The following is a 20,728-nucleotide window of genomic DNA, read 5'->3' as shown; positions in this document are numbered from 1 at the left end:
AAAAAAATATTCTTAGAGTCTAAGCAGAGCATTTTTAACATCCCTTTGGTAAGACCTAAATGTAAAAAGCCCAACATTTCGTCGGGCTTTAGGCTTATCAAATGAAAGTCTTAGACTTCACTGGGATTGGTCAACTCAGTCATTGGCCAGCGAGGTGTTGTCGTTACAGCCAAACCGTCATGCTGCCCTGCTTTTAAGCGCTGATAACCAGCAAAAGCAATCATAGCGCCATTGTCCGTACAAAGTGCAGGTTCGGCATAGTAAACCTGAGCACGAATCTTGGTTAAATCTGCTTCCAAACGCTCACGTAAACGTTTATTTGCACTAACACCACCTGCAATCACTAAACGTTTCAAACCTGTTTGCTTCAACGCTTTCACAGATTTTTTAACTAAGGTATCCACGATGGCTTCTTGGAAACTCGCTGCAATATCCGCATCACGGTTTTCGTCACCGAGTTTTTTCATTTGCACAGATACGGCTGTTTTTAACCCACTGAATGAAAACTCCAAACCTTGATGCAGCATTGGGCGTGGGAAAGCAAAAGCATTCGGATCACCTTGCTCAGCCAGTTTTGAAATATTTGGGCCACCTGGATACGGTAATCCCATCATTTTCGCAACCTTATCAAAGGCTTCACCTGCAGCATCATCAATCGACTCCCCCAACAATTCATACTGTCCAATCCCATAGGCAGCCATCAATTGAGAATGTCCGCCTGAGACCAAAAGTGCTACAAAAGGAAATTCTGGCGGCGTTTCCGATAAAAGTGGTGCCAACATATGCCCTTCCATATGATGCACACCAATTGCAGGTTTATTTAAAGCAAAGGCCAAAGTTCGACCAAACAGCGCGCCTGTCATCAGCGCACCCATCAGACCAGGGCCACGCGTATATGCCACGGCATCAATTTCAGATTTTTTTACACCACTTTCTTCAAACAGTTGATTCATTAAAGGAATCAGCTTACGCACATGGTCACGCGATGCCAACTCCGGCACCACACCACCATACTCTGCATGCAGTTTAATTTGGCTGTACAGCACTTGCCCACGCAAACCCGACTCGCTGTCATAAAGGGCAAGTCCTGTTTCATCACAAGATGTTTCTAAGCCTAAAACGATCATTAAACTGCCTATAACCTGTATCAAATCTATTGCGTGAACCATTATAGACTTGTGGTATGAGATGTAAATGAGTAAAATACTGACCTTCACTTGTGATCAGGGCAATATCGCCCAGATCTTATCCATAACTTAATGAGGATTCTTCATGCCACAAGTTAAATTGAAAGAAGGCGAACCAGTAGACGTAGCTATCCGTCGTTTCAAACGTTCATGCGAAAAAGCGGGCGTTTTAGCTGACGTTCGTAAGCGCGAATTCTACGAGAAACCAACTCAAGAACGTAAGCGCAAAAAAGCTGCTGCTGTTAAACGCTACCAAAAGAAATTGGCGCGTGAATCAGTACGTACTACTCGCCTTTACTAAGATTAATTTGTGATTGACTGCCTGGACTAAATAATGACTACTTTAAAAAGCCAAATAACTGAAGTTTTGAAAGCCACTATGCGTGCTAAAGAAATGGATAAGTTAACGGTAATTCGTGGTCTACAGGCGGCAATTAAGCAAATCGAAGTCGATGAGCGCAAAGAACTTGACGACGCTCAAGTTCTTGCGGTCATTGAAAAACAAATTAAACAACGTAAAGAATCGATCAAAGCCTTTGAAGGCGCTGGTCGAGAAGATTTAGCTAGTAAGGAACAAGCCGAACTTGAGGTTTTATCTCAATTTCTACCAGAAGCTATGACTGAGGAAGAACTTGATTCCATGATTGCGCAAACGATTGCAGCGCAAGAAGCTACTAGCATGAAAGATATGGGTAAGGTGATGAATTCTCTGCGTCCGCTCATAGCCGGGCGCGCCGATCCTTCTCAAGTTTCAGCAAAAATTAAAGCAAAACTGGCTTAATTTAAAAATCTTTAAATCGATTACGTTGAACTGACCTTAAAAAAGGCAGTTCAAAGTTTTAGTTTCTATAAAAATTATTATTATTCTTATTTTATCTATTCATTCTCAGCTTTAAAACAGTTCCTGGCTCATCTCTGTTTTATCCCTCTATTTGCAATACCACTTTTCTAAGCTCTAAATTGTCGATCCTTTTGCATTTGAGTTAAACGCGTTTTAATGGTCGCTGACATTGATTCATTATCTTTCGCTAAACGCTGAGCATACAACAAAGATTTAATCGCTTCTTCTTCAAAGCCCGACCAAAACTGCACTTCAGCCCGATAGCGCAAAACATTAATGGTATGCATTGGCGACTTTTTATCTAAACTTGCGGCTTGTTGCATCAGTCTCCACGCATTCACATCACGCGGATTATTTTTCAAAAACCGATTGAGCACAGGCTGCGCAAGCTCAGGCCGATTCTGACGAATGTAAACTTCAGCCAATTTATAATTTAAAGCCCGATTTTCAGGCATGATGCTCGCAGGTGATTGGATCACGGTAAGAGCTTCATTCACCCGATTTTGTCCAAGTAAAATATCAGTTTGAATCAAGGTTTGTAGGTTATGTAATTTCTGATGCGACTTGGCCTGATCTAACACTTGTTGAGCAAACTTATAGTCACCTTGTTTAAGGTAAAAACTGGCCAAAGCCAGTTGTGCTGCATAGCTGTTACGACTCACCAACATCTGTAGTTGCTGTTCTGTCGCCTGATTCGAGATCACCGCGGTATACAGCTTCAAGATTTCAAAGTCTTCATCACGCCAAGTAGATTTCACTTTAGGCAACTGATTCGCTCTAAGTCTCGCTTCACTCATTCGCTCAGTCGTGAGTGGGTGTGTGAACCAAAAGTCAGGTAAAAAACTCACTCGACTGGTTGCACGGTGCATCACTTCAAAAAAATCAGCCATACTTTGTGGATTATAACCAGCGCTATACATGTACTGCATCCCTATACGGTCAGCTTCACGCTCTTGGTTACGACTATAAGACAGCTGCTTGTCCATGAGTGCGGCTTGCGTACCAACCATGACCGCTGAACCGACATCACCATCGGCTTGAGATGCAACCAAAGCACCAACCAAAATCCCTGCCAGCGCGAGTAATCCCTGCCCCTTAAACGCCTCTTGCGAACGACTGTAGTGGCGCTGTGTGACGTGCGCAATTTCGTGCGCCATTACGCCGGCAACTTCATCCATATTATTGGCATTGGTAATCAAACCAGCGTTTAATGCAAACAATCCTCCCGGGACTGCAAAGGCATTAATTTGCGGGTCATTAATAACCACCAAACCAATCGGTTGACCAAGCTGGGTTTGACTCAAAATGCTTGAAAAAGCATTCATCAGTTGGTCTTCTAGCCATGGATTTTGCGTAACAGGTAGCTGACGCTGTACTTCACGATAAACTTTTTCACCAATATAGTGCTCATTATATTGATCAATAAAACCTATACCTGAACCAATCTCAGGCACATTGAACTGTGGAGCATTCGTAAGAAATTGATCTTCTGCAAAACCAACAGTCGAAATAAGACTTAAACTGCACGCACACAGAAAACTCTTCAACCCTCACCCCGACTTTATTTAAAGGAATCGAATGACTATAACATTGATAATTGAATGAAAATGCAATGAAGTGTTATCAATTCTTTATCTAAATTCAGGATTCACCACATATTGAGGTTGACCACCTTCCAATGCTTTCACCAAGTTTTGGTAAGCCAACTCTGACATTTTTTTACGTGTTACAGACGTTGCAGAACCAATATGCGGCAGCGTTACCACATTATGCAGCTGGAACAGTGCTGAATCTTGCAAGGGTTCTTTTTCATAAACATCCAACCCAGCTGCAAAAATTTGCTTTTGCTCCAAGGCCTGAATGAGTGCCTGCTCATCTACTACGGCACCACGCGAAATATTTACAAAGACGGCATGAGATTGCATTTTCTTAAATGCTTCTGCATCAATCAAATGCTGCGTATTCGCGTTTAGATCAACCGCCACAACAATGAAGTCCGATTGCTCTAACAGCTCATCTAATTCGCAAAAACGTGCATTTAATGGCTGAGCCAATTCTAATTTTTCTCGGCGCCCGTGATACAAAATATTCATATTAAAACCATGAAAACCACGTCGCGCAATTGCCGCACCAATATTTCCTAAGCCAATAATACCCAATGTTTGACCAAAAATTTCCTGACCAAATTGTGCCTGCCCGACAGTACGCGACCACTGACCTGTTTTGGTCCATTGATCCAAATAAGGCACTTGACGCGCCGCACTCATCAACAACGTAAAGGCCAAATCGGCAGTGGTTTCAGTTAGCACATGAGGGGTGTGGCTGAGCCAAATTTTTGCTTGGTTTAAGTAGTTCAGATCATAGTTGTCATAGCCAACACTAACACTAGATATAATTTTGAGCTGTTTCGCCGTTTCTAGGTTGTTTTGATTAAGTAAACGCCCTGCACCAATCATGGCATCCGCATCCGCAACTTGCTCGCGGATTTGCGTATTTACATCACCTACTTTCGGATTGATGACCACCACATGATAACGCTGCTCTAGGCGCTGTAATACTTCTGCATCTATTTGACTAAAAACAACGACTTTCTGCTTCATACCTATTCCATATTTTGTTGTTTTGCTCGCATCATGTGCCACAGGGCTTTTTTAAGTAATGGCTGATCAAGCATTTCTTGTAAGCTTGCTGATTGTGTGACTTTTATACTATTAGCATTTGGTATAAAGCCCAATGCAATAACAGTTTTACCCTGACTTACACCATCAATGAAACCTTGAATATAACTCTGAACGCCGCGCCCATCTTGGAAATTCAACAAAGGAAAAGGCCAATTCAGCGCATACTTTTGCGCAGGTAAGGCTTGCACAATATTTTGCCACAGCTGTTGCTGCTCCACGCTCAATTGTGTCGCTTCAATGACCAAGGCGCAGTGCTCCAAGGAAACAGCTTGCAACTGAAAAGCCTCAACATGGATGGCCTCTCGGACAATTTCTTCTTTTAATCCTGTAACAACTTCTTGTTCAATCGGCTGCGTTGCAATTTCAGCAGGAGGCGCTGGATGTGGAAGCTTATTCTGTACAAGTGGAGGTTCAGGAATGCTTTTGGCTTCGGGCTGAGATTGAGGTCGCACAATTTCAGAAATAATCTCAGTCGCGCTTTGATCTCGCCAGATCGATGTGGCTACATTTTGTTGAGACGGCAAAAAATCAGGAACCCACAAATCAATTCCTAAACTCGCCAAAACCTCACGCTGATGCCCGATCATCTTATACCTTCACACTTCATTCAGTGCATATTCTATCGAGAAATGCCTAGAGATGCTGTTCTTTTCACATTTTATTCGCATAGACACTAGGCAAATATCAAGAACATGCTCAAGGCCAAATTCACCACTCAATTAAACAATCATCAAGCGATTCTTCTTTTGCATTTGCTCAACGATCTCTTCACTGTCAAAACCGAGACGCCAATAAAGCAACTCCAAAACATCCTGCTCATCTTGAGTAATAATGCGGTCATTCCATAAACAAATTTCAGCCACCCCCAAAATACTCAAACGATCCCGCAGCAGCAACCCCGCCATATCATTTAAAATTTCGGCCAAATCAATCGGCTCATCTGAAATTTCCGCATACTGCTCCAACTCTTGTACAGTTAAAACTCGGCGCAAAATTTTCTCTCGTACTTCCAGCTGTGTTTCACTATTGATTTGTTGCACATGTAACAAAGCATCAATTAAACGCACAATCTGCGGTTTAACTTCATCTAGGGCCGCAGGTGTATGTACAGGCAACAAATTCAGCTCAAACTTAACCCGTTCAAGTAGCAGTGCATCCAACAGTCCAATTTCACCGTCTTCTTGAATAATCCTCGCCAACTTTAATAAAAACTGGCGTGCAATTGTTGCTGGCATGCCACCAATATTTCGGCATGCCTCATGAAAAATTGAAATATGAACACGACCATCTAGGTTTAACAATGAATCAACAATGGCACGACTCACTTCAGCCTCAGCAGGAATAAACTCACGGAATTGGCGAATCATGAGAATTGCGACCATGAGCTCGCGTGAGCCTGTTGCGGTCTGTAAAGCACGCTGAATTAACTCTGGACGTTCAATATGCGCACGCACTTCAGGGTTGAGCGGTTTAATCGCATCTTTAATGGCAAAACTAATCGGAGACAGTCGTAATAAGGGCAAAGGCTGCGGTGAAGTCCAAGGGGCTTGAAAATCCGCGTACTGCTCTTCTAAGGAACGAAACAAACCAAATAACGGACGGTTGCGCAGTTTTTCTAGATTTTCCAACTGTATGTCTTGAACCAAATTCGGATTCATTTCATAAATACGTTCTTCAATACTTGGATGAATATTCATCCAACTTTGTGCACTTAATGAGTTGGCAAAACACATGTGTGCAATCGACTCAGAGTATTCACTGTGAATTTGCGAACCTGCGTGATGCACATAGATACGCATGAGGGTTTGAATATTGGCATCATTTTGCATCAGGCGACGTGTTTTCATATCATTTTTTAAAGTACGCCCCCCCAACGTCAGAAACTTAATGCAGCGGGTAACCAGCACCCCCAAACTACCAATCAGCCAGATCACACCACCTGTTGCGACAAAAGTAGTTTCAAAACTTTGCGACTTTTTATGATGGGTTGAAAAGCCTAATTTAGCAATTTTACTGCCCCACTGACTGAAGGTCGTGAGGGCACTATATAAAATTTTTAGCCGTGTATTTTCAGCGGTCTCACCCGATAAAATTTGATTAAACTCATGATTCAATAACCCCGTCAGCTCAAGTTCATCGAGGTTTTGCAGTGCGCCCCACGTTAAAATAATCACAATATCTTTGGGATCAAAACCAGCGGTTAAGGCATTTACGCCCACCTCATCGGGCAAAACATAGACAGCAGGTGTTTCAATTAAAAAAGTATCAGCTAATTTTTCTGTAATTTTCAGCGCAATACTTTCTTCTGGTGTACTTTCAATCAAACTTAAACGTCGTGCACGCAGTTGCTTGGCAAGACTGTGTCCACCCGAACGGAACACATACAACTCATATACCACGGAATAACTCATCACCAAGAGCAATAAACCAATGATATAAATACTCAAGCTGTGCCAAAAAATGCTTTGACTCGAATCAAAATAAAAAACCAGCAGCCCAGCCACAGTATTTAAAATAAATAGCGACAAAAGTACCGCCAGCAAGCAGATACTGGCAGACCACAACATGTTTTTATTCTTTATGATTGAATAACTTACACCCTTCAATGTAAATCCCTTTTCTTACATTGTTTGAATCAAACCATCATAAATGAAAAAAGCGGGAAACTCCCGCTTTTCTCAAATCTAAATCAATTAGACTTCTTTCACACCTGTCAAATCAACGGAAGCTGCATCAATATTGACATCAATATAGCTGTCTTTCTTTTTCGATGTTTCACGACGTTTCGCTTGTAATTCATCTAAATAAGCTTCATCGATACCACCAGCAACATATTTACCATCAAATACCGAGCAATCAAACTCTTGTAAATCTGGCACTTTGCTGGTACGCACAGCTGCTTTTAAGTCTTCCAAATCTTGGAAAATTAGACGATCTGCACCAATAATTTCACGAATTTCTTCAACTGTACGCTCAGATGCAATCAGCTCTTCTTTTGCTGGCATATCAATGCCATACACATTTGGATATTTCACCATCGGCGCAGCAGAAGCAAAGAAGACTTTTTTCGCACCCGCATCACGTGCCATTTGGATAATTTCGTTACACGTAGTACCACGTACAATCGAGTCATCCACCAAAAGTACATTTTTACCTTGGAACTCAAGTTCAACAGGGTTCAACTTTTGACGTACTGATTTTTTACGCAATTGCTGACCCGGCATAATGAAGGTACGGCCAATGTAGCGGTTCTTCATAAAGCCTTCACGGAACTTCACGCCCAACATATTTGCCAGTTCAAGTGCAGAGGTACGCGATGTATCTGGAATTGGGATCACGACATCAATATCGTGCTCTTCACTCCACTCCGTCAGGATTTTCTGCGCAAGCTTTTCGCCCATTTTTAAACGTGCTTTGTAGACTGAAATGCCATCAATAATCGCATCTGGACGCGCAAAGTAAACATATTCAAAAATACATGGGCGGTATTCAGGCGCTTCAGCACACTGCTTGGTAAACATCTGCCCTTGTGAGTCGATAAAGATCGCTTCACCCGGCGCAATATCACGCTCAACTTTAAAGCCGAGTGCCGTAATAGCGACAGACTCAGATGCAATGATATATTCCATACCAGCATCAGTTTCACGCGAACCGTAAATCAGTGGACGAATACCATTTGGATCACGGAAGCCGACTAAGCCATGCCCAGTAAGCATTGCAACCACGGCATAACCACCTTTACAGCGCTCATGTACTTTACTAACCACATGGAAGATATCGTCTGCTGTAGGCATCAATTTGCCGCGTTTTTGCAACTCATGCGCAAATACGTTTAACAGTACTTCTGAGTCTGAATCCGTATTCATATGACGTAAGTCTGTTTTGAACAGATCGTCATGAATTTCTTCAGCATTGGTTAAGTTACCATTATGCGCCAACGTGATCCCGTAAGGTGAGTTCACATAGAAGGGCTGCGCTTCAGCGCTGCTCGACGAACCCGCTGTAGGATAACGCACATGACCAATACCATAATTACCTTGTAATGCACGCATATGGCGAGTGTGGAACACATCACGAACCATGCCATTGTCTTTACGTAAAAATAAACGACCTTCGTGGCAGGTTACTATCCCAGCTGCATCTTGCCCACGATGTTGTAACATCGTTAATGCATCAAACAACATTTGGTTAACAGCTGATTTACCAGCTATACCAACTACTCCACACATAGCAACCTCGCAGACAAGCTAGGATTAATAAAAAGGATTATTTGTTGACTCACCCTGTCCCTCAGCATTTTTCGAGGAAATTTTCGGTGAAGAATCTGAAGATACATGTGTATCTTTAGACTTGATATGTGACATCGCCTCGCTTGCAGCCTCTTTAGAAAGCTCCATCGCCCAAGGCGCGTAAGGCAAAAGTGTTTGGACAAATTTGGATTGTCTCCAGTATGGAGAACTTTCAACCCAAGAACCCACACCTTGCATCGTAATCAGAACAATTAACAACCCTTTTAATGAACCAAAAGCACCGCCGGCTAATCGATTCAAAGGCCCGAGTTTTAAACTCTTCAATATGTTATTCAGTAATGCCGTGACAATCCACGTCAAAACCACAATAACCAATACAATAAATGCAAAAGCTGCAATTTTTTGAACCACTGGATCTTCACTGAGTGAGACCATCGAAGGTGCTAGGACACTTGCAAATTTAGCACCAACAATCAGCGCTAAAATCCATCCTATCAAGTTCGCAAAGGCTTTAACAAATCCTTGACGCAAACCGTTGAGCCCTCCAATGAGCAATACAATCAATATGAAGATATCAATGGCATTCATGTTGTTTTCATTGCAGAGACGCAGTCTTGAATTAAGGTTGGTCCTGTATAGATGAGGCCACTATAAACTTGTACAAGGTTTGCCCCTGCATTTTGTTTTGCAAGCGCCTGCTCACCCGACAAAATCCCACCCACACCAATCAAAGGAATCTGACCTTTTACAACCTCAGCAAAGGCTTTTAAACACGCTGTACTTTTCTCAAACACAGGCGCACCAGATAAACCACCCGCTTCATCACCAAAAGGTAAGTTTTCCACCCCTTCACGAGACAAAGTCGTATTGGTTACAATCAACCCATCAATTTTAAACTGAAGCAGTTGTTTCGCAATAAATTGAATATCTTCCGCTTCCAAATCCGGCGCAACTTTCAACACCAAGGGTACATAGTGCTGCTGCTCTTCAGCCAACTCTAACTGACGTTTTTTCAGCGTCTCTAGCAGCTCGGTTAAAGCATCACCACTTTGCAAACTACGCAGGTTTTTAGTATTTGGAGAAGAAATGTTAACAGTAATATAAGACGCATAGTTATAGACTTTTTCTAAACAAATGAGATAGTCATCTACTGCATTTTCGACTGGGGTATCCGCATTTTTGCCGATATTAATCCCCAAAACACCTTTAAATTTTGCCGCTTTGACATTTTCAATCAATTGATCCACACCAGCGTTGTTAAAACCCATACGGTTAATAATGGCTTTAGCTTGTGGGATACGGAATAAACGCGGTAAAGGATTACCCTGCTGTGGACGTGGAGTAATGGTTCCAATTTCAATAAAACCAAACCCTAGACCTGCCAGTGCATCAATATAAGCACCATTTTTATCTAGACCAGCAGCCAAACCTACAGGATTGGGAAACTCGATGCCCATACATGTCACCGGTTTAGCCGCTATATTTTGACGCATTAAGCCTAGCTTATGCGTTGATTTCAATAGCGATAGTGTTAGCTCATGTGCACGCTCTGGTGCTAAAGTAAACAACAAAGGGCGGGCAAGAGAATACAACATATCTGTAAAAGTCTACTGCTTTTTAAGTCGCCATATTATAGGCATAGCCTAGCTAAAACACCATGCTTCGTCTGGCTTTATTTTTAGCGATTATTTAACGCTAGCCGATAATTTAATCTGCCCTGCATCTGAGACCAACTCCATTTTTTCAATACTCAAACCATTTTGCGTTAGTTGGGTCAAAAAGTTGGCCAACACCACATAGTTTGCATGGCTTACCACCAACTGAATTTGTTCAGCATTCTGCTGCGAAGCAACCGACAAACCTTGCTGCTGTGCAATACGTTGAATCTGCTCCATCGGAGTCAGTTGCCCATCTGAGCTCGATTTCATGGTGACTGCATTGCTCTGCATCCATGTCATGGTTTCTTTGAGCTGGTTCACGCGTTTTTGCTGTTTATCTGCCGCAGCATGGGTATACCAAAGTGCAGCCCCTATCGAGTTCACCAATACGAAAATGACCAAGAAGATGGCTAATACACGGTCGCGCGGTGTAAGGCGATCAAAATAAGTACTGATCAGCTCTAAACGCTGATCCAAAACAGTTTGTAAATTTTGCATGGCTTTCATTATTGTATTTTCACCATTCCAATTGCCCCACCCGTGGTCGGCTGAATATTACCTAACTCAACCTGAAAACCCTGTTGATTAAGCTGCTGAGTGAGTGTTTGTAAAGCCTCTGCCGAGTTAGCTTTAAGTTGCATATTTAAGCTATTTGCTTCATACATCACCTGATTTGCCACAATTTGCTGTTGCATGAGCACAGGGCCAACACGACTCAATAAAGACAAAGCTTGAGCATCAGCTTGTTTATTCATATTCAGTTGATATTCAAACTGGCTTCGCAGGGTTTGCTCAGTCACAGGATAATTCGCACCAAACCAATATTTAAATTGATCGACTGCTTGCACAGCCACTTGCTCTGCAAGCTTTTTATTTTGATACCAACGCGTCGCATCGTAGGTCAGTTGGGTCACAATCAACGCAACCAATACCGCTGCACAGGCTTTCCAATAGCCCGTTGAAACATGTTGCTCTTTCACCTTCGGCAAAAGATTCCATGGATATTGTTTTGCTCTTGGCAATGCCGTCCATTCATAATGGAACGACTCAAGCTGCTCCTGCGTCACACTGGCGTTTAAGCTATGCATGTGCGAAGCACTAAAGTTACAAATTTTATATTTTTGATTGGCTGCTTGATAATCTAAAAATACAGCAAGATCATCAATTGATCCGCCCAACCAAGTATTAGAGCGAAACAGAAGTCGCTCTTCAACATAGCCCAAGATTACCTGTTCTGCATCAGGTACAGGCAAAATCAGAAAATCAGGCAATAGACTGACCAGCTTCACAGGAATCAAACTCAAGGCATGCTGCAAAGTCTCTAAACGATGCTTTGAAATACCCAAAACAGTGAGTTGCTCAGGTGCTTGAAAGTGATGTAATACTTTCATCTGTTCGATTGAGCTCAATGTATATTCTTCGAGCAAATACTTCACACCTTCAGCCCCCAACTGCTTGTATTGGGCCTTAGGCATATTTTGCTGAATAATTTGCACATCACGGCTTGGAAAGAAAACAGTTGCCTCCTCACCATGATGCGCCTGTATATCTTGGATCAATTGCTCAAGTGTATGAGCAGATTGCCATCTTTCCCCTATAGACCAGTGCCATGTTCCATCGGCTTCGGGCATCCAAATTTGCAACATGTATTATATTCTGCCGTTTTAATTGGTTTTTATATGCTAGGTATAAATGCTTTTGTTTGTGTCGACAAGCCTTCCGCGATAACTGCTTGCTCATAAATCCGCGCTTCAGCCAAAGCATAAGGATTGAAAGATTCTGTCACCAAAATCGAGGCCATATGTGCCACCACATTCATATGACACACCACTACAATAGACTCATACGGCAAATGTGATAACCATTCCACAGCCGCTTTTGCATCATCATCCGGCTTAATGGTATTACAGATTACAACAGGTACATCAGCAAAGTGCTGTTTAATGTGTGCCAATGTTTCCTGCGCACGCAGCAATGGGCTAACCACAAAGACATCAGGTTGGATCCGTGACTTTAAAAAGTCAGCAGTTTGCTCTGCCTGTGCATGCCCACGTTCAGTGAGTGGGCGTTTAGTGTCATTCCCCATGATCGGTGGTGCAGCTTCGCCATGACGGACCAAAGTCAGTTGCATAAAAAATCCTTATTCAAATCCTGATTATTTTAATTAATTTTTATGACAATTCAGTCATTCTACCCACTTAAACGCTCATTTTATTTCGTTTTTTAAGTGACTTTAAACCTCATGATGCGGCAAAACAAACTCCACATCACTGCGGTGCCCATTTTTCATTAAGGATAATGCAATTGTCATTGGTGGCGCATTTTCAAAAATAACACTGTATAAAGCGCTAGTAATCGGCATATACACATCTAGCTCTTCAGAACGTGCTTTGACTTGTACAATGGTGTTAATGCCTTCTGCTGTTTGTCCCAATTCAGTGGTCGCCTGTTCCAAGCTCTTGCCTTGACCCAGTGCAAAACCGACTTGATAGTTGCGACTCAGTGGGCTGCTACAGGTTGCGAATAAATCTCCGACACCAGACAAACCTAAGAAAGTCAGTGGATTTGCCCCTAACTTCACAGCAAAACGACTCATTTCCGCCAAAGCACGAGTCAAAATCATACTCTTGGTATTTTCACCGACTTTATACGCAGCAGCCATTCCCATCGCAACCGCATAAATGTTTTTAAGCGCACCGCCGAGTTCTACACCATGCACGTCATCACTGGCGAAAACACGGAACAAGGCACTATGCAAAGCTTGCTGTACCGCATAACGTACTAAGTCAGACTGGCTTGCTATGACCGTCCCAGCCGGTTGTCCTGCCACAATTTCCTTGGCTAAGTTTGGCCCAGATAACACGCCATAAGGCACTTCTGGTAACTCTGAGCGAATAATATCACTCATAAAACTAAAAGTATTCGCTTCAATACCCTTGGTCAAAGACACCACTGCTTGCGAAGTAATAAACGGTTTAATTTGTTTAAGGACATCACGGAAAGAATGACTCGGAATCGCCACCAAAATAATGTCGCGATCACGAACAGCCTCTTCTATATTTGAAACTGCACGTAAACCATCTTCAAGTTTAAAATCGGGCAAATAGCGTTTATTTATATGCGTTGCATTGATATCAGCTGCAACGGCTTCATCACGAATCCAAATCATGGTATCGCAGCCATTACGAACCGCGGTATTCGCCATGGCCGTCCCAAAACTACCACCACCCAAAACTGTAATACGTAGTGCCGTTTTTTGATCTACTGCTACAGGTTCAACCAAATCTGAAAACTTTAACTCTGACATTATTTTTATATCCTAAAATGGAACTATTGATTCCAATAACTTACATAATCTTGGGTTTGAATTTCAGCACGTGGTGGAATCGCTTTAACTGCCGTACCAATATATAAAATACCTGAGATCAAATCATCTGCACTAAGGCCTAAAACCTGTTTGAAATGCACCGATTCCACCACTGCCCCACTACGCCACATACTCGAAAAACCTTGAGCTTGTAAGGACAAAATAAAATTCTGAATAGCAGCCCCACTACTTAAAGTCTGCTCAAAATTAGGGACTTTCGGATGCGATTGAAATTTAGTCAGTGCCAAAACCAGTAATGGGGCACGAAAAGGATGATTTTTAACACGCTCTAACTGTGCTGATTCCGTTTCGCCCAAATCAGCCAAGGCTTGTGACAATAACTCACCAAATGCCTCACGTTGATCTTCAGCAATTACGATAAAACGTGTCGGCTTTAAACGATGATGATCTGGTGCAGTCAATGCGGCTTGAAATGCCCGCTCTAATTGTTCTGCATTGGGAGCAGGCTCGACCAAATGGCCAATCGATTGACGTTGATGCATATTCTGGTGAACGATATCTACCGCGAGTTCCGTCATTAGGCTCTTAATCTTTCAAATTAAACAATACGTTTTAGAGTAGCACACTCTGAAAAGTTTGCTCTAGCGCTTCAGTATGAAATACCCAGTTTCAGCAAAACTAATTTTAAAATCCTGAGCACTTTTTAAACTGTTCGATAAGACTGCATTTTTCATACATTTCTTACATGATTCATCCGACAAGCTATGTTCCAATAAACAATGATTTAATAAAACATGACTGGGGTATGAAATGAAAAAGAATATCGCTATTGCTGGAGCAGCAGCACTAACACTACTTCTAAGCGCTTGCGCATCGACACCAAGCAACTCTTTAGCGATCCAAAAAGCTGACAATCAATACGAAGTTACGGGTATTGGTAAAACTGCATTGATTGCAAAAAACAACGCCATTGAAGCAGCAGCTAAAACGTGTGGCTCTAAAGCAACGGCGATTGTGAGTGATGAAAAAACCGAATATCAAGGCGCTTTAAAAGGCGTGGTGAGCGATGAAACTGGAAAAATGATCCAAGCAGCCGCTTCAGTACTGGATTCTATTTCGGGTACAAACTCAGGCATTAACCAAGACAGTGACTATCAAACAATCCTGACTTTTTCGTGTAAAGCAAAATAAAGATACCATCAAAAAAACCGCTCATCTGAGCGGTTTTTTTACACCAATCACGTCAAACGATTAGCAATAACCTTCTAAACGTGTCAGTGGTAGTTTTTGCCCAATGGCTTTTTCAATTTCTGGTAGATAGAATGCATCATCTTCAGATAAGAAACTAATACTCACACCACGCGTACCTGCACGACCTGTACGACCAATACGGTGTACATAGTCATCCGACTGTTCAGGTAAGGTGAAATTTACCACATGCGATACACCATCCACATGGATACCACGACCTGCAACATCGGTTGCAATCATGATGTTATGTTGACCATTTTTAAATTGATCCAGCATTTTCAAACGTTTGTCTTGTGCGATTTCACCTGACAACATCACCACTTTATAGCCATCACGCTTTAAGTTGTCATAGAGTTTACGCACTTGATCGCGACGATTTGCGAAAATCATCACTTTTTCAATGGGCTCATCACGCAGAATGTCTTGTAGCAATTTATATTTATCAGACTTTGCCACCATGTAGACACGTTGTTCAACGTCCGCATTGGTCTTCTTCTCTGGCTCAATTTCAACAGTTACAGGTTCAAACAACCACTGCTGCGCAAGGTTTAAAACATCGTAACTAAACGTTGCAGAGAACATCAGAGTTTGACGCTGTTCCTTACGCGGTGAGAAACGAACAATGCGTTTGACTGAAGGAATAAAGCCCATATCCAATAAGCGATCGGCTTCATCAATCACTAAAAACTCAATCTGGTCGAGCCAAACTTCTTTTTGCTCAACAAAGTCAATCAGACGACCTGGCGTCGCCACCATAATATCGACAGGTTTTTTATCGAGTTGTGCTTTTTGTTTATCAAAGTCAACGCCGCCTAAAAGCGTCACGACATGTAAATCTGAGAATTTTGTGAGTTCTTTCGCATCGCTTTCAATTTGCAATGCAAGCTCTCGGGTCGGTGCTAAAATCAAGGCACGAGGTTCACCGCGGTAGCGCTGCTCTTGAATCGGGTTATTCAGCAAGTCGTTAATCACGCTCACCAAAAATGCTGCTGTTTTACCAGTCCCTGTTTGCGCACGGCCAATTGCATCGTGTCCCGCCAAAGTGAATTTTAAAACCTTTTGCTGAATAGGCGTCATATCCTTAAAACCTAAAGCATCAATAGCTCGTTTAAGTTGAGGATGTAAATTTAAGGTTTCAAAACCTGATGACATATAAGTGCGCTCTGACGAAAAATCACGAAAATTGATCTGTAGTATAAACAAAAACGCCCCAATTTACATTGGGGCGTTTTAAAGTACGCTCAGACAATTAGTCTAAAGGTTGTACTTCTTCAGCTTGGAAGCCTTTTTGACCTTTTACAACGCTGAATTCAACGCGTTGGCCGTCACGTAGTGAACGGTGGCCGTCGCCTTGGATTGCACGGAAGTGAACGAATACATCGTCGCCGCCATTGCGTTGGATAAAGCCGAAGCCTTTAGTGTCGTTGAACCATTTAACTACGCCTTGTTCACGAGCTGTCATAAGTTAATCCTCATTGTATCTAAAAGAAGGACCACCCGGTGTTGCAAACAGCAGACCAAACAAGGTTTAAAAATATTTATTATTTCTAAGCTTGTAATCATTCTGTATAACTATTAACAAAATCCCGGTTACATCCATTTGTAAAATAGGATTTAAAACAATTTATGGTTGTGTTAAATCCCAGTACGCGACGAGCTTAACATGGGTTAAAAACAATTCATACCCTTTTTTTTGATTAATCGTCTTTTTAATTCAGCATATTTTTTAACTAGTTATTTGTAATTTTAGATATAGCGACTATAGGCCTATAACACATGAAATATTTGGTTTTTGGCACTGAATTTGCTAATATTTCTACCCACCTAAATGTTGTGAAGCCTGCCCTAGCTATATGAGTGATATCGAACAAAATACCAACATTATTGATGCAATAGGGCAACCATGTCCTATGCCTCTGTTGTTGCTTAAACGCGCACTTAAGAAGAGTCCGGCGCAGCATTTTCTATTAAAATCGTCTGATCCGCACAGTCAGATCGATATCACGCGTTATTGCGAAATCCATCATTTAACTTGCGTTTTGAAACAAATTAATGCGCATGAATTTCACTACTTCATTGAATCTTAATTCTTTTCAATTACACTAAGTCTATTCACATTTGCATAAAATTTTACATTTCTATACCCAATTTTCCATTATTCAGTGGAAGATTGGATTAAGATAAATTCAATTGTTGGGTAAAAATGAAATCCCTAAGGAGAACACATGAGTGACAGCAGCAATCAATTGATGCCCCTGTCATTATCGGCGCCAGGTGTAAACTTGGGCGCTTATATTAGTACTGTCAACCAAATCCCGATTTTGACAGCGGAACAAGAAAAAGAGCTAGCTGAACGCTACTATTATGACCAAGACCTCGATGCCGCTAAACTTCTAGTCATGTCGCATCTGCGTTTTGTGGTTCATATTGCCCGCAGTTATGCAGGCTACGGCTTACCTCAAGGTGACCTCATTCAAGAAGGTAACTTGGGCTTAATGAAAGCCGTTAAACGCTTCGACCCAAACATGGGCGTACGCTTGGTTTCTTTTGCGGTGCACTGGATTAAAGCAGAAATTCACGAATATGTGATTCGTAACTGGCGTATTGTCAAAATTGCGACGACTAAAGCACAACGTAAACTGTTCTTTAATTTACGTAGTCTAAAAAAATCGTCTAAAAAGCTCACTCTAAAAGAAGCGCAATCGATTGCAAATGACCTCAATGTGACACCTGAACAAGTGTTGGAAATGGAAGGTCGTTTAACTGCTTATGATGCAGCGTTTGAAGCTCAGGGCGATGATGACGATGAAGGTTCAACCCATGTTGCACCTGCGCTCTATCTTGAAGATAACCGCTACGACCCTGCACGTTTGGCTGAAGAAGAAGATTACGAAGAACAGAGCACCAATGCTTTGCATGATGCGATGGAACAACTTGATGACCGTTCGCGTAATATTTTACAGCGCCGTTGGTTAGATGATGAAAAATCGACACTGCACGAACTAGCTGCTGAATATAATGTTTCGGCAGAACGCATTCGTCAGCTTGAAAAAAATGCCATGGAAAAAATTAAAGTGGCGATGTCATCGAACTAAGATGATACCAATACAGAAAAGGGCGAAATGCCCTTTTCTTTTTACTAATAAATGAGGCTTTTTGTCTTTTAACCTTTCTTCAAAATATGCTACTTTGTTGCGCACAGTGATATAAGTAAAGCATTGCATATGTGGATTGCGATTTCAGCGCTGAATTTAGCGTTTGCCGTTATATTAGGTGCCTTTGGCGCACATGGTCTCAAAGCACGTGCTACTGAAGCCCAATTGGCTTGGTGGCAAACTGCAACTGATTACTTTTTTTACCATGCGCTGGGTTTACTGGCACTCGGCATTTTGGCCAAAGTTATTCCCCAACTTCCCATCAAAACCAGCTTTTTACTGATCCAAGTCGGCATCTTCTTTTTCTGTGGTTCCCTGTATGTCATGGCATTGGGCTTACCGCGTGGCCTAGGTGCGATTACCCCGATTGGTGGTGCATTGATGATTGCAGGTTGGTTGGTTCTGGCATGGAATGCCATGAAATATGCCAAGTAAACAACTAGAGATGAGCACCATGCAAATTTATTTAAACGGCGAACTACAGCACACCGAATGTAAAAACCTGCTTGAACTGGTGCAAACCTTTGCACTTGAAGGCAAACGTTTTGCTGTTGAGCAAAATGAAAACATTATTAGTAAAAGTAAATTGGAACACACTCCAATTTGTGCAATGGATCGAATTGAAATTATTCATGCCGTCGGTGGCGGTTAATACGGAGTTCACATGCAAGACAGCCCTCTCATCATTGGTTCTAGATCATTTCAATCTCGTCTACTGGTGGGCACAGGTAAATATAAAGACCTGCAAGAAACCGATTTAGCCATCCAAGCCAGTGGCGCAGAAATCGTGACGGTTGCGATTCGTCGCGTCAATATTGGTCAACACCCCGACCAACCAAACTTATTGTCCGTGGTCCCACCTGAAAAATACACCATTCTCCCGAATACAGCAGGCTGCTTTGATGCCAATAGTGCCGTGCGTACCTGTATGTTGGCGCGTGAATTATTAGACGGTCATAACTTGGTGAAGCTTGAAGTATTGGGCGATGAAAAAACGCTATATCCAAACATTACCGAAACATTGAAAGCGGCACGTACCTTGATTGACGATGGTTTTGAAATCATGGTCTATACCTCGGATGACCCAATTGTGGCGCAAGAACTTGAAAGCATGGGCTGCGTTGCCATCATGCCTTTAGGCAGTTTGATTGGCTCTGGTTTAGGAATTTTGAATCCACACACGATTTCTATCATTAAAGAAAATGCCAAAGTGCCAGTATTGGTAGATGCAGGTGTGGGGACGGCAAGCGATGCAGCCATTGCCATGGAACTCGGCTGTGATGGCGTGTTGATGAATACCGCGATTGCTGCCGCTCAACATCCCATTTTAATGGCTTCTGCAATGAAAAAAGCAGTTGAAGCTGGTCGTGAGGCGTTCCTCGCAGGTCGTATGCCTCGCAAACGTATGGCCAATGCAAGCTCACCAGAAACAGGTTATTTCTTTAAATAATCTCTTAATCTGTTTTAAGCGATAAAAAGGATTCTTCGGAGTCCTTTTTTATTTATTTCAATATAAAGTCAGTATTTTATGCTGACTTAGCTTGTAGGGACATTTCGACACACGCTTTGATACACTCAACCATATTTATTAACAGCTATAACCATATAAAAATGAGAGGAAACGATGCCCATGCAAAAATGGATCAGACCAACACTCATACTCAACACCCTATTGTTCATAACACTCACAAGCAATGCTTGGGCCAAAGTAGAGGAAAAACCGACTCTCAAAACAAGCTACCAATCTTTTGTGCCAAAAAACTGGAAGATTTTAGAAAAAGTCCAAGGCGATTTAAACCAAGATGGTCAAGCGGATATTGCCCTGATTATTGAAGACACCAATCCTGAACATATTGTTAAAAATGATCGTTTAGGGAGTGATGTCCTCAATATCAATGAACGAAAGCTTTTGGTTTTATTGAAGCAAACGCATGGTTATCAACTTGCGGCGACTAATACTACTTTGCCGACAGAAGGCGACATAGAGTCCCCTTGCCTCGCTGATCCACTCGGTGAGACTGAAGCGTTAAGCATTCAAAAAGGCGTGCTTAAAGTTCATCTGCACTACTGGTTAAGCTGTGGTTCGTGGTATGTGACCAATCACACGTATACCTTCCGATACCAAGACCGTGCATTTAAACTGATTGGTTATGATGTCGATGATTTCCACCGTGCATCAGGCGACATCACGGCGCGAAGTATTAACTTTATGACAGGTAAAGTAAAAAATACGACAGGTGAAAATGAGTTTGCTGAAACAACACAACCTGTCAAAGTTCAATGGACAACACTCAAACAGCGCTACGCATTGAAACTCGAACAGGTTCAGTTCAATGAGCTACTGGAGTTTAAATAAACAGAGCGAAGAAAAGCGCTG

General features: G+C 42.1%; 24 protein-coding genes. 9 read left to right on the top strand and 15 right to left on the bottom strand.

Going from position 1 to position 20,728, the window contains the following annotated elements; translation table 11 throughout:
• Window positions 1–110: 110 nt before the first annotated feature.
• The gene (gene tsaD / locus ACF8FD_RS13435; RefSeq protein WP_010327091.1) at window positions 111–1,127 is read right to left on the bottom strand and encodes a tRNA (adenosine(37)-N6)-threonylcarbamoyltransferase complex transferase subunit TsaD; all 1,017 of its coding nucleotides are present in this window, start codon (window positions 1,125–1,127) and stop codon (window positions 111–113) included.
• A 145-nt stretch (window positions 1,128–1,272) separates the two neighbouring features.
• Here tsaD and rpsU point away from each other — a divergent pair, with 145 nt between their 5' ends.
• On the top strand, window positions 1,273–1,488 hold the full coding sequence (gene rpsU, locus ACF8FD_RS13430) for a 30S ribosomal protein S21 (RefSeq protein ID WP_001136722.1): 216 nt from the start codon (window positions 1,273–1,275) through the stop codon (window positions 1,486–1,488).
• A gap of 33 nt (window positions 1,489–1,521) precedes the next feature.
• The gene (locus ACF8FD_RS13425) at window positions 1,522–1,968 is read left to right on the top strand and encodes a GatB/YqeY domain-containing protein (RefSeq protein WP_004982206.1); all 447 of its coding nucleotides are present in this window, start codon (window positions 1,522–1,524) and stop codon (window positions 1,966–1,968) included.
• 167 nt (window positions 1,969–2,135) lie between these two features.
• On the opposite strand, the gene ACF8FD_RS13420 is transcribed toward ACF8FD_RS13425, so the two are convergent.
• The 12 genes from ACF8FD_RS13420 to ACF8FD_RS13365 all read right to left on the bottom strand — a co-directional run bounded on the left by ACF8FD_RS13420 (window position 2,136) and on the right by ACF8FD_RS13365 (window position 14,523).
• Window positions 2,136–3,575, bottom strand: coding sequence for a M48 family metalloprotease (locus tag ACF8FD_RS13420; protein WP_392453472.1), 1,440 nt, complete (start codon window positions 3,573–3,575; stop codon window positions 2,136–2,138).
• Between the two features lie 84 nt (window positions 3,576–3,659).
• Window positions 3,660–4,628, bottom strand: coding sequence for a 2-hydroxyacid dehydrogenase (locus ACF8FD_RS13415; protein ID WP_392453471.1), 969 nt, complete (start codon window positions 4,626–4,628; stop codon window positions 3,660–3,662).
• Between the two features lie 2 nt (window positions 4,629–4,630).
• A complete protein-coding gene (locus ACF8FD_RS13410; protein ID WP_004696276.1) occupies window positions 4,631–5,296 on the bottom strand; it encodes a hypothetical protein in 666 nt (221 codons plus the stop codon).
• Window positions 5,297–5,428: 132 nt separating this feature from the next.
• Complete coding sequence (locus ACF8FD_RS13405; protein ID WP_392453470.1) at window positions 5,429–7,315, bottom strand: M48 family metalloprotease; 1,887 nt, start codon at window positions 7,313–7,315, stop codon at window positions 5,429–5,431.
• Window positions 7,316–7,402: 87 nt separating this feature from the next.
• Window positions 7,403–8,938, bottom strand: a complete 1,536-nt coding sequence (purF, locus tag ACF8FD_RS13400; protein WP_004696272.1) for an amidophosphoribosyltransferase — start codon at window positions 8,936–8,938, stop codon at window positions 7,403–7,405.
• Window positions 8,939–8,962: 24 nt separating this feature from the next.
• Window positions 8,963–9,547 carry a CvpA family protein gene (locus ACF8FD_RS13395; RefSeq protein WP_004696270.1) on the bottom strand — a complete coding sequence of 195 codons (585 nt, stop codon included), beginning with the start codon at window positions 9,545–9,547 and terminating at the stop codon, window positions 8,963–8,965.
• Window positions 9,544–10,554, bottom strand: coding sequence for a quinone-dependent dihydroorotate dehydrogenase (locus tag ACF8FD_RS13390; RefSeq protein WP_058869928.1), 1,011 nt, complete (start codon window positions 10,552–10,554; stop codon window positions 9,544–9,546). The genes ACF8FD_RS13395 and ACF8FD_RS13390 overlap by 4 nt, the downstream gene beginning before the upstream one ends.
• 90 nt (window positions 10,555–10,644) lie before the next feature.
• Window positions 10,645–11,124 (bottom strand): type II secretion system protein GspM, encoded by a 480-nt coding sequence (gene gspM, locus ACF8FD_RS13385; RefSeq protein WP_058869929.1) that lies wholly within the window; start codon window positions 11,122–11,124, stop codon window positions 10,645–10,647.
• Window positions 11,124–12,263: a type II secretion system protein GspL gene (gene gspL / locus ACF8FD_RS13380; RefSeq protein WP_058869930.1), complete on the bottom strand. Its 1,140-nt coding sequence runs from the start codon at window positions 12,261–12,263 to the stop codon at window positions 11,124–11,126. The genes gspM and gspL overlap by 1 nt, the downstream gene beginning before the upstream one ends.
• A 29-nt stretch (window positions 12,264–12,292) precedes the next feature.
• The gene (locus ACF8FD_RS13375; protein ID WP_005400615.1) at window positions 12,293–12,748 is read right to left on the bottom strand and encodes a phosphoglycerate mutase family protein; all 456 of its coding nucleotides are present in this window, start codon (window positions 12,746–12,748) and stop codon (window positions 12,293–12,295) included.
• Between the two features lie 102 nt (window positions 12,749–12,850).
• Window positions 12,851–13,924 (bottom strand): NAD(P)H-dependent glycerol-3-phosphate dehydrogenase, encoded by a 1,074-nt coding sequence (locus ACF8FD_RS13370; protein WP_058869931.1) that lies wholly within the window; start codon window positions 13,922–13,924, stop codon window positions 12,851–12,853.
• Between the two features lie 23 nt (window positions 13,925–13,947).
• The gene (locus tag ACF8FD_RS13365; RefSeq protein WP_005400613.1) at window positions 13,948–14,523 is read right to left on the bottom strand and encodes a nitroreductase; all 576 of its coding nucleotides are present in this window, start codon (window positions 14,521–14,523) and stop codon (window positions 13,948–13,950) included.
• Between the two features lie 232 nt (window positions 14,524–14,755).
• Here ACF8FD_RS13365 and ACF8FD_RS13360 point away from each other — a divergent pair, with 232 nt between their 5' ends.
• Window positions 14,756–15,136, top strand: a complete 381-nt coding sequence (locus tag ACF8FD_RS13360) for a hypothetical protein (protein ID WP_234304763.1) — start codon at window positions 14,756–14,758, stop codon at window positions 15,134–15,136.
• A gap of 60 nt (window positions 15,137–15,196) precedes the next feature.
• Here the strand turns inward: ACF8FD_RS13360 and rhlB are convergent, their stop codons facing one another.
• Both rhlB and ACF8FD_RS13350 read right to left on the bottom strand, forming a co-directional pair.
• Window positions 15,197–16,348 carry an ATP-dependent RNA helicase RhlB gene (gene rhlB, locus ACF8FD_RS13355; RefSeq protein WP_005400612.1) on the bottom strand — a complete coding sequence of 384 codons (1,152 nt, stop codon included), beginning with the start codon at window positions 16,346–16,348 and terminating at the stop codon, window positions 15,197–15,199.
• A gap of 97 nt (window positions 16,349–16,445) precedes the next feature.
• The gene (locus ACF8FD_RS13350) at window positions 16,446–16,658 is read right to left on the bottom strand and encodes a cold-shock protein (RefSeq protein ID WP_004648643.1); all 213 of its coding nucleotides are present in this window, start codon (window positions 16,656–16,658) and stop codon (window positions 16,446–16,448) included.
• Between the two features lie 391 nt (window positions 16,659–17,049).
• Between ACF8FD_RS13350 and ACF8FD_RS13345 the strand changes: the two genes are divergently transcribed.
• The 6 genes from ACF8FD_RS13345 to ACF8FD_RS13320 all read left to right on the top strand — a co-directional run bounded on the left by ACF8FD_RS13345 (window position 17,050) and on the right by ACF8FD_RS13320 (window position 20,707).
• Window positions 17,050–17,283, top strand: a complete 234-nt coding sequence (locus tag ACF8FD_RS13345) for a sulfurtransferase TusA family protein (protein ID WP_234304762.1) — start codon at window positions 17,050–17,052, stop codon at window positions 17,281–17,283.
• Between the two features lie 138 nt (window positions 17,284–17,421).
• A complete protein-coding gene (gene rpoH, locus ACF8FD_RS13340; protein ID WP_004982243.1) occupies window positions 17,422–18,291 on the top strand; it encodes an RNA polymerase sigma factor RpoH in 870 nt (289 codons plus the stop codon).
• A 129-nt stretch (window positions 18,292–18,420) separates the two neighbouring features.
• Complete coding sequence (locus tag ACF8FD_RS13335; RefSeq protein WP_004982244.1) at window positions 18,421–18,786, top strand: DUF423 domain-containing protein; 366 nt, start codon at window positions 18,421–18,423, stop codon at window positions 18,784–18,786.
• Between the two features lie 19 nt (window positions 18,787–18,805).
• A complete protein-coding gene (gene thiS, locus ACF8FD_RS13330; RefSeq protein ID WP_004696245.1) occupies window positions 18,806–19,003 on the top strand; it encodes a sulfur carrier protein ThiS in 198 nt (65 codons plus the stop codon).
• A 12-nt stretch (window positions 19,004–19,015) separates the two neighbouring features.
• Window positions 19,016–19,801 carry a thiazole synthase gene (locus ACF8FD_RS13325; protein ID WP_005400610.1) on the top strand — a complete coding sequence of 262 codons (786 nt, stop codon included), beginning with the start codon at window positions 19,016–19,018 and terminating at the stop codon, window positions 19,799–19,801.
• Window positions 19,802–19,981: 180 nt separating this feature from the next.
• Window positions 19,982–20,707: a hypothetical protein gene (locus ACF8FD_RS13320; RefSeq protein ID WP_205667807.1), complete on the top strand. Its 726-nt coding sequence runs from the start codon at window positions 19,982–19,984 to the stop codon at window positions 20,705–20,707.
• Window positions 20,708–20,728 lie beyond the last annotated feature (21 nt).

This window comes from Acinetobacter sp. TYF_19, assembly GCF_043105125.1.
In the GTDB taxonomy this organism is placed as follows: Bacteria; Pseudomonadota; Gammaproteobacteria; order Pseudomonadales; family Moraxellaceae; genus Acinetobacter; species Acinetobacter johnsonii.
Note: the sequence above shows the minus strand (reverse complement) of the source record. Positions and strands in the feature narration are given on the sequence as shown.

Coding starts and splice junctions, on each gene's coding strand:
- ACF8FD_RS13325 (WP_005400610.1), top strand. CDS start 19,016: ATGCAAGACAGCCCTCTCATCATTGGTTCTAGATCATTTCAATCTCGT.
- purF (WP_004696272.1), bottom strand. CDS start 8,938: ATGTGTGGAGTAGTTGGTATAGCTGGTAAATCAGCTGTTAACCAAATG.
- thiS (WP_004696245.1), top strand. CDS start 18,806: ATGCAAATTTATTTAAACGGCGAACTACAGCACACCGAATGTAAAAAC.
- tsaD (WP_010327091.1), bottom strand. CDS start 1,127: ATGATCGTTTTAGGCTTAGAAACATCTTGTGATGAAACAGGACTTGCC.
- gspM (WP_058869929.1), bottom strand. CDS start 11,124: ATGAAAGCCATGCAAAATTTACAAACTGTTTTGGATCAGCGTTTAGAG.
- ACF8FD_RS13425 (WP_004982206.1), top strand. CDS start 1,522: ATGACTACTTTAAAAAGCCAAATAACTGAAGTTTTGAAAGCCACTATG.
- ACF8FD_RS13370 (WP_058869931.1), bottom strand. CDS start 13,924: ATGTCAGAGTTAAAGTTTTCAGATTTGGTTGAACCTGTAGCAGTAGAT.
- ACF8FD_RS13415 (WP_392453471.1), bottom strand. CDS start 4,628: ATGAAGCAGAAAGTCGTTGTTTTTAGTCAAATAGATGCAGAAGTATTA.
- gspL (WP_058869930.1), bottom strand. CDS start 12,263: ATGTTGCAAATTTGGATGCCCGAAGCCGATGGAACATGGCACTGGTCT.
- rpoH (WP_004982243.1), top strand. CDS start 17,422: ATGAGTGACAGCAGCAATCAATTGATGCCCCTGTCATTATCGGCGCCA.
- ACF8FD_RS13345 (WP_234304762.1), top strand. CDS start 17,050: ATGAGTGATATCGAACAAAATACCAACATTATTGATGCAATAGGGCAA.
- ACF8FD_RS13335 (WP_004982244.1), top strand. CDS start 18,421: ATGTGGATTGCGATTTCAGCGCTGAATTTAGCGTTTGCCGTTATATTA.
- ACF8FD_RS13410 (WP_004696276.1), bottom strand. CDS start 5,296: ATGATCGGGCATCAGCGTGAGGTTTTGGCGAGTTTAGGAATTGATTTG.
- ACF8FD_RS13375 (WP_005400615.1), bottom strand. CDS start 12,748: ATGCAACTGACTTTGGTCCGTCATGGCGAAGCTGCACCACCGATCATG.
- ACF8FD_RS13395 (WP_004696270.1), bottom strand. CDS start 9,547: ATGAATGCCATTGATATCTTCATATTGATTGTATTGCTCATTGGAGGG.
- ACF8FD_RS13360 (WP_234304763.1), top strand. CDS start 14,756: ATGAAAAAGAATATCGCTATTGCTGGAGCAGCAGCACTAACACTACTT.
- ACF8FD_RS13320 (WP_205667807.1), top strand. CDS start 19,982: ATGCAAAAATGGATCAGACCAACACTCATACTCAACACCCTATTGTTC.
- rhlB (WP_005400612.1), bottom strand. CDS start 16,348: ATGTCATCAGGTTTTGAAACCTTAAATTTACATCCTCAACTTAAACGA.
- ACF8FD_RS13365 (WP_005400613.1), bottom strand. CDS start 14,523: ATGACGGAACTCGCGGTAGATATCGTTCACCAGAATATGCATCAACGT.
- ACF8FD_RS13350 (WP_004648643.1), bottom strand. CDS start 16,658: ATGACAGCTCGTGAACAAGGCGTAGTTAAATGGTTCAACGACACTAAA.
- ACF8FD_RS13390 (WP_058869928.1), bottom strand. CDS start 10,554: ATGTTGTATTCTCTTGCCCGCCCTTTGTTGTTTACTTTAGCACCAGAG.
- rpsU (WP_001136722.1), top strand. CDS start 1,273: ATGCCACAAGTTAAATTGAAAGAAGGCGAACCAGTAGACGTAGCTATC.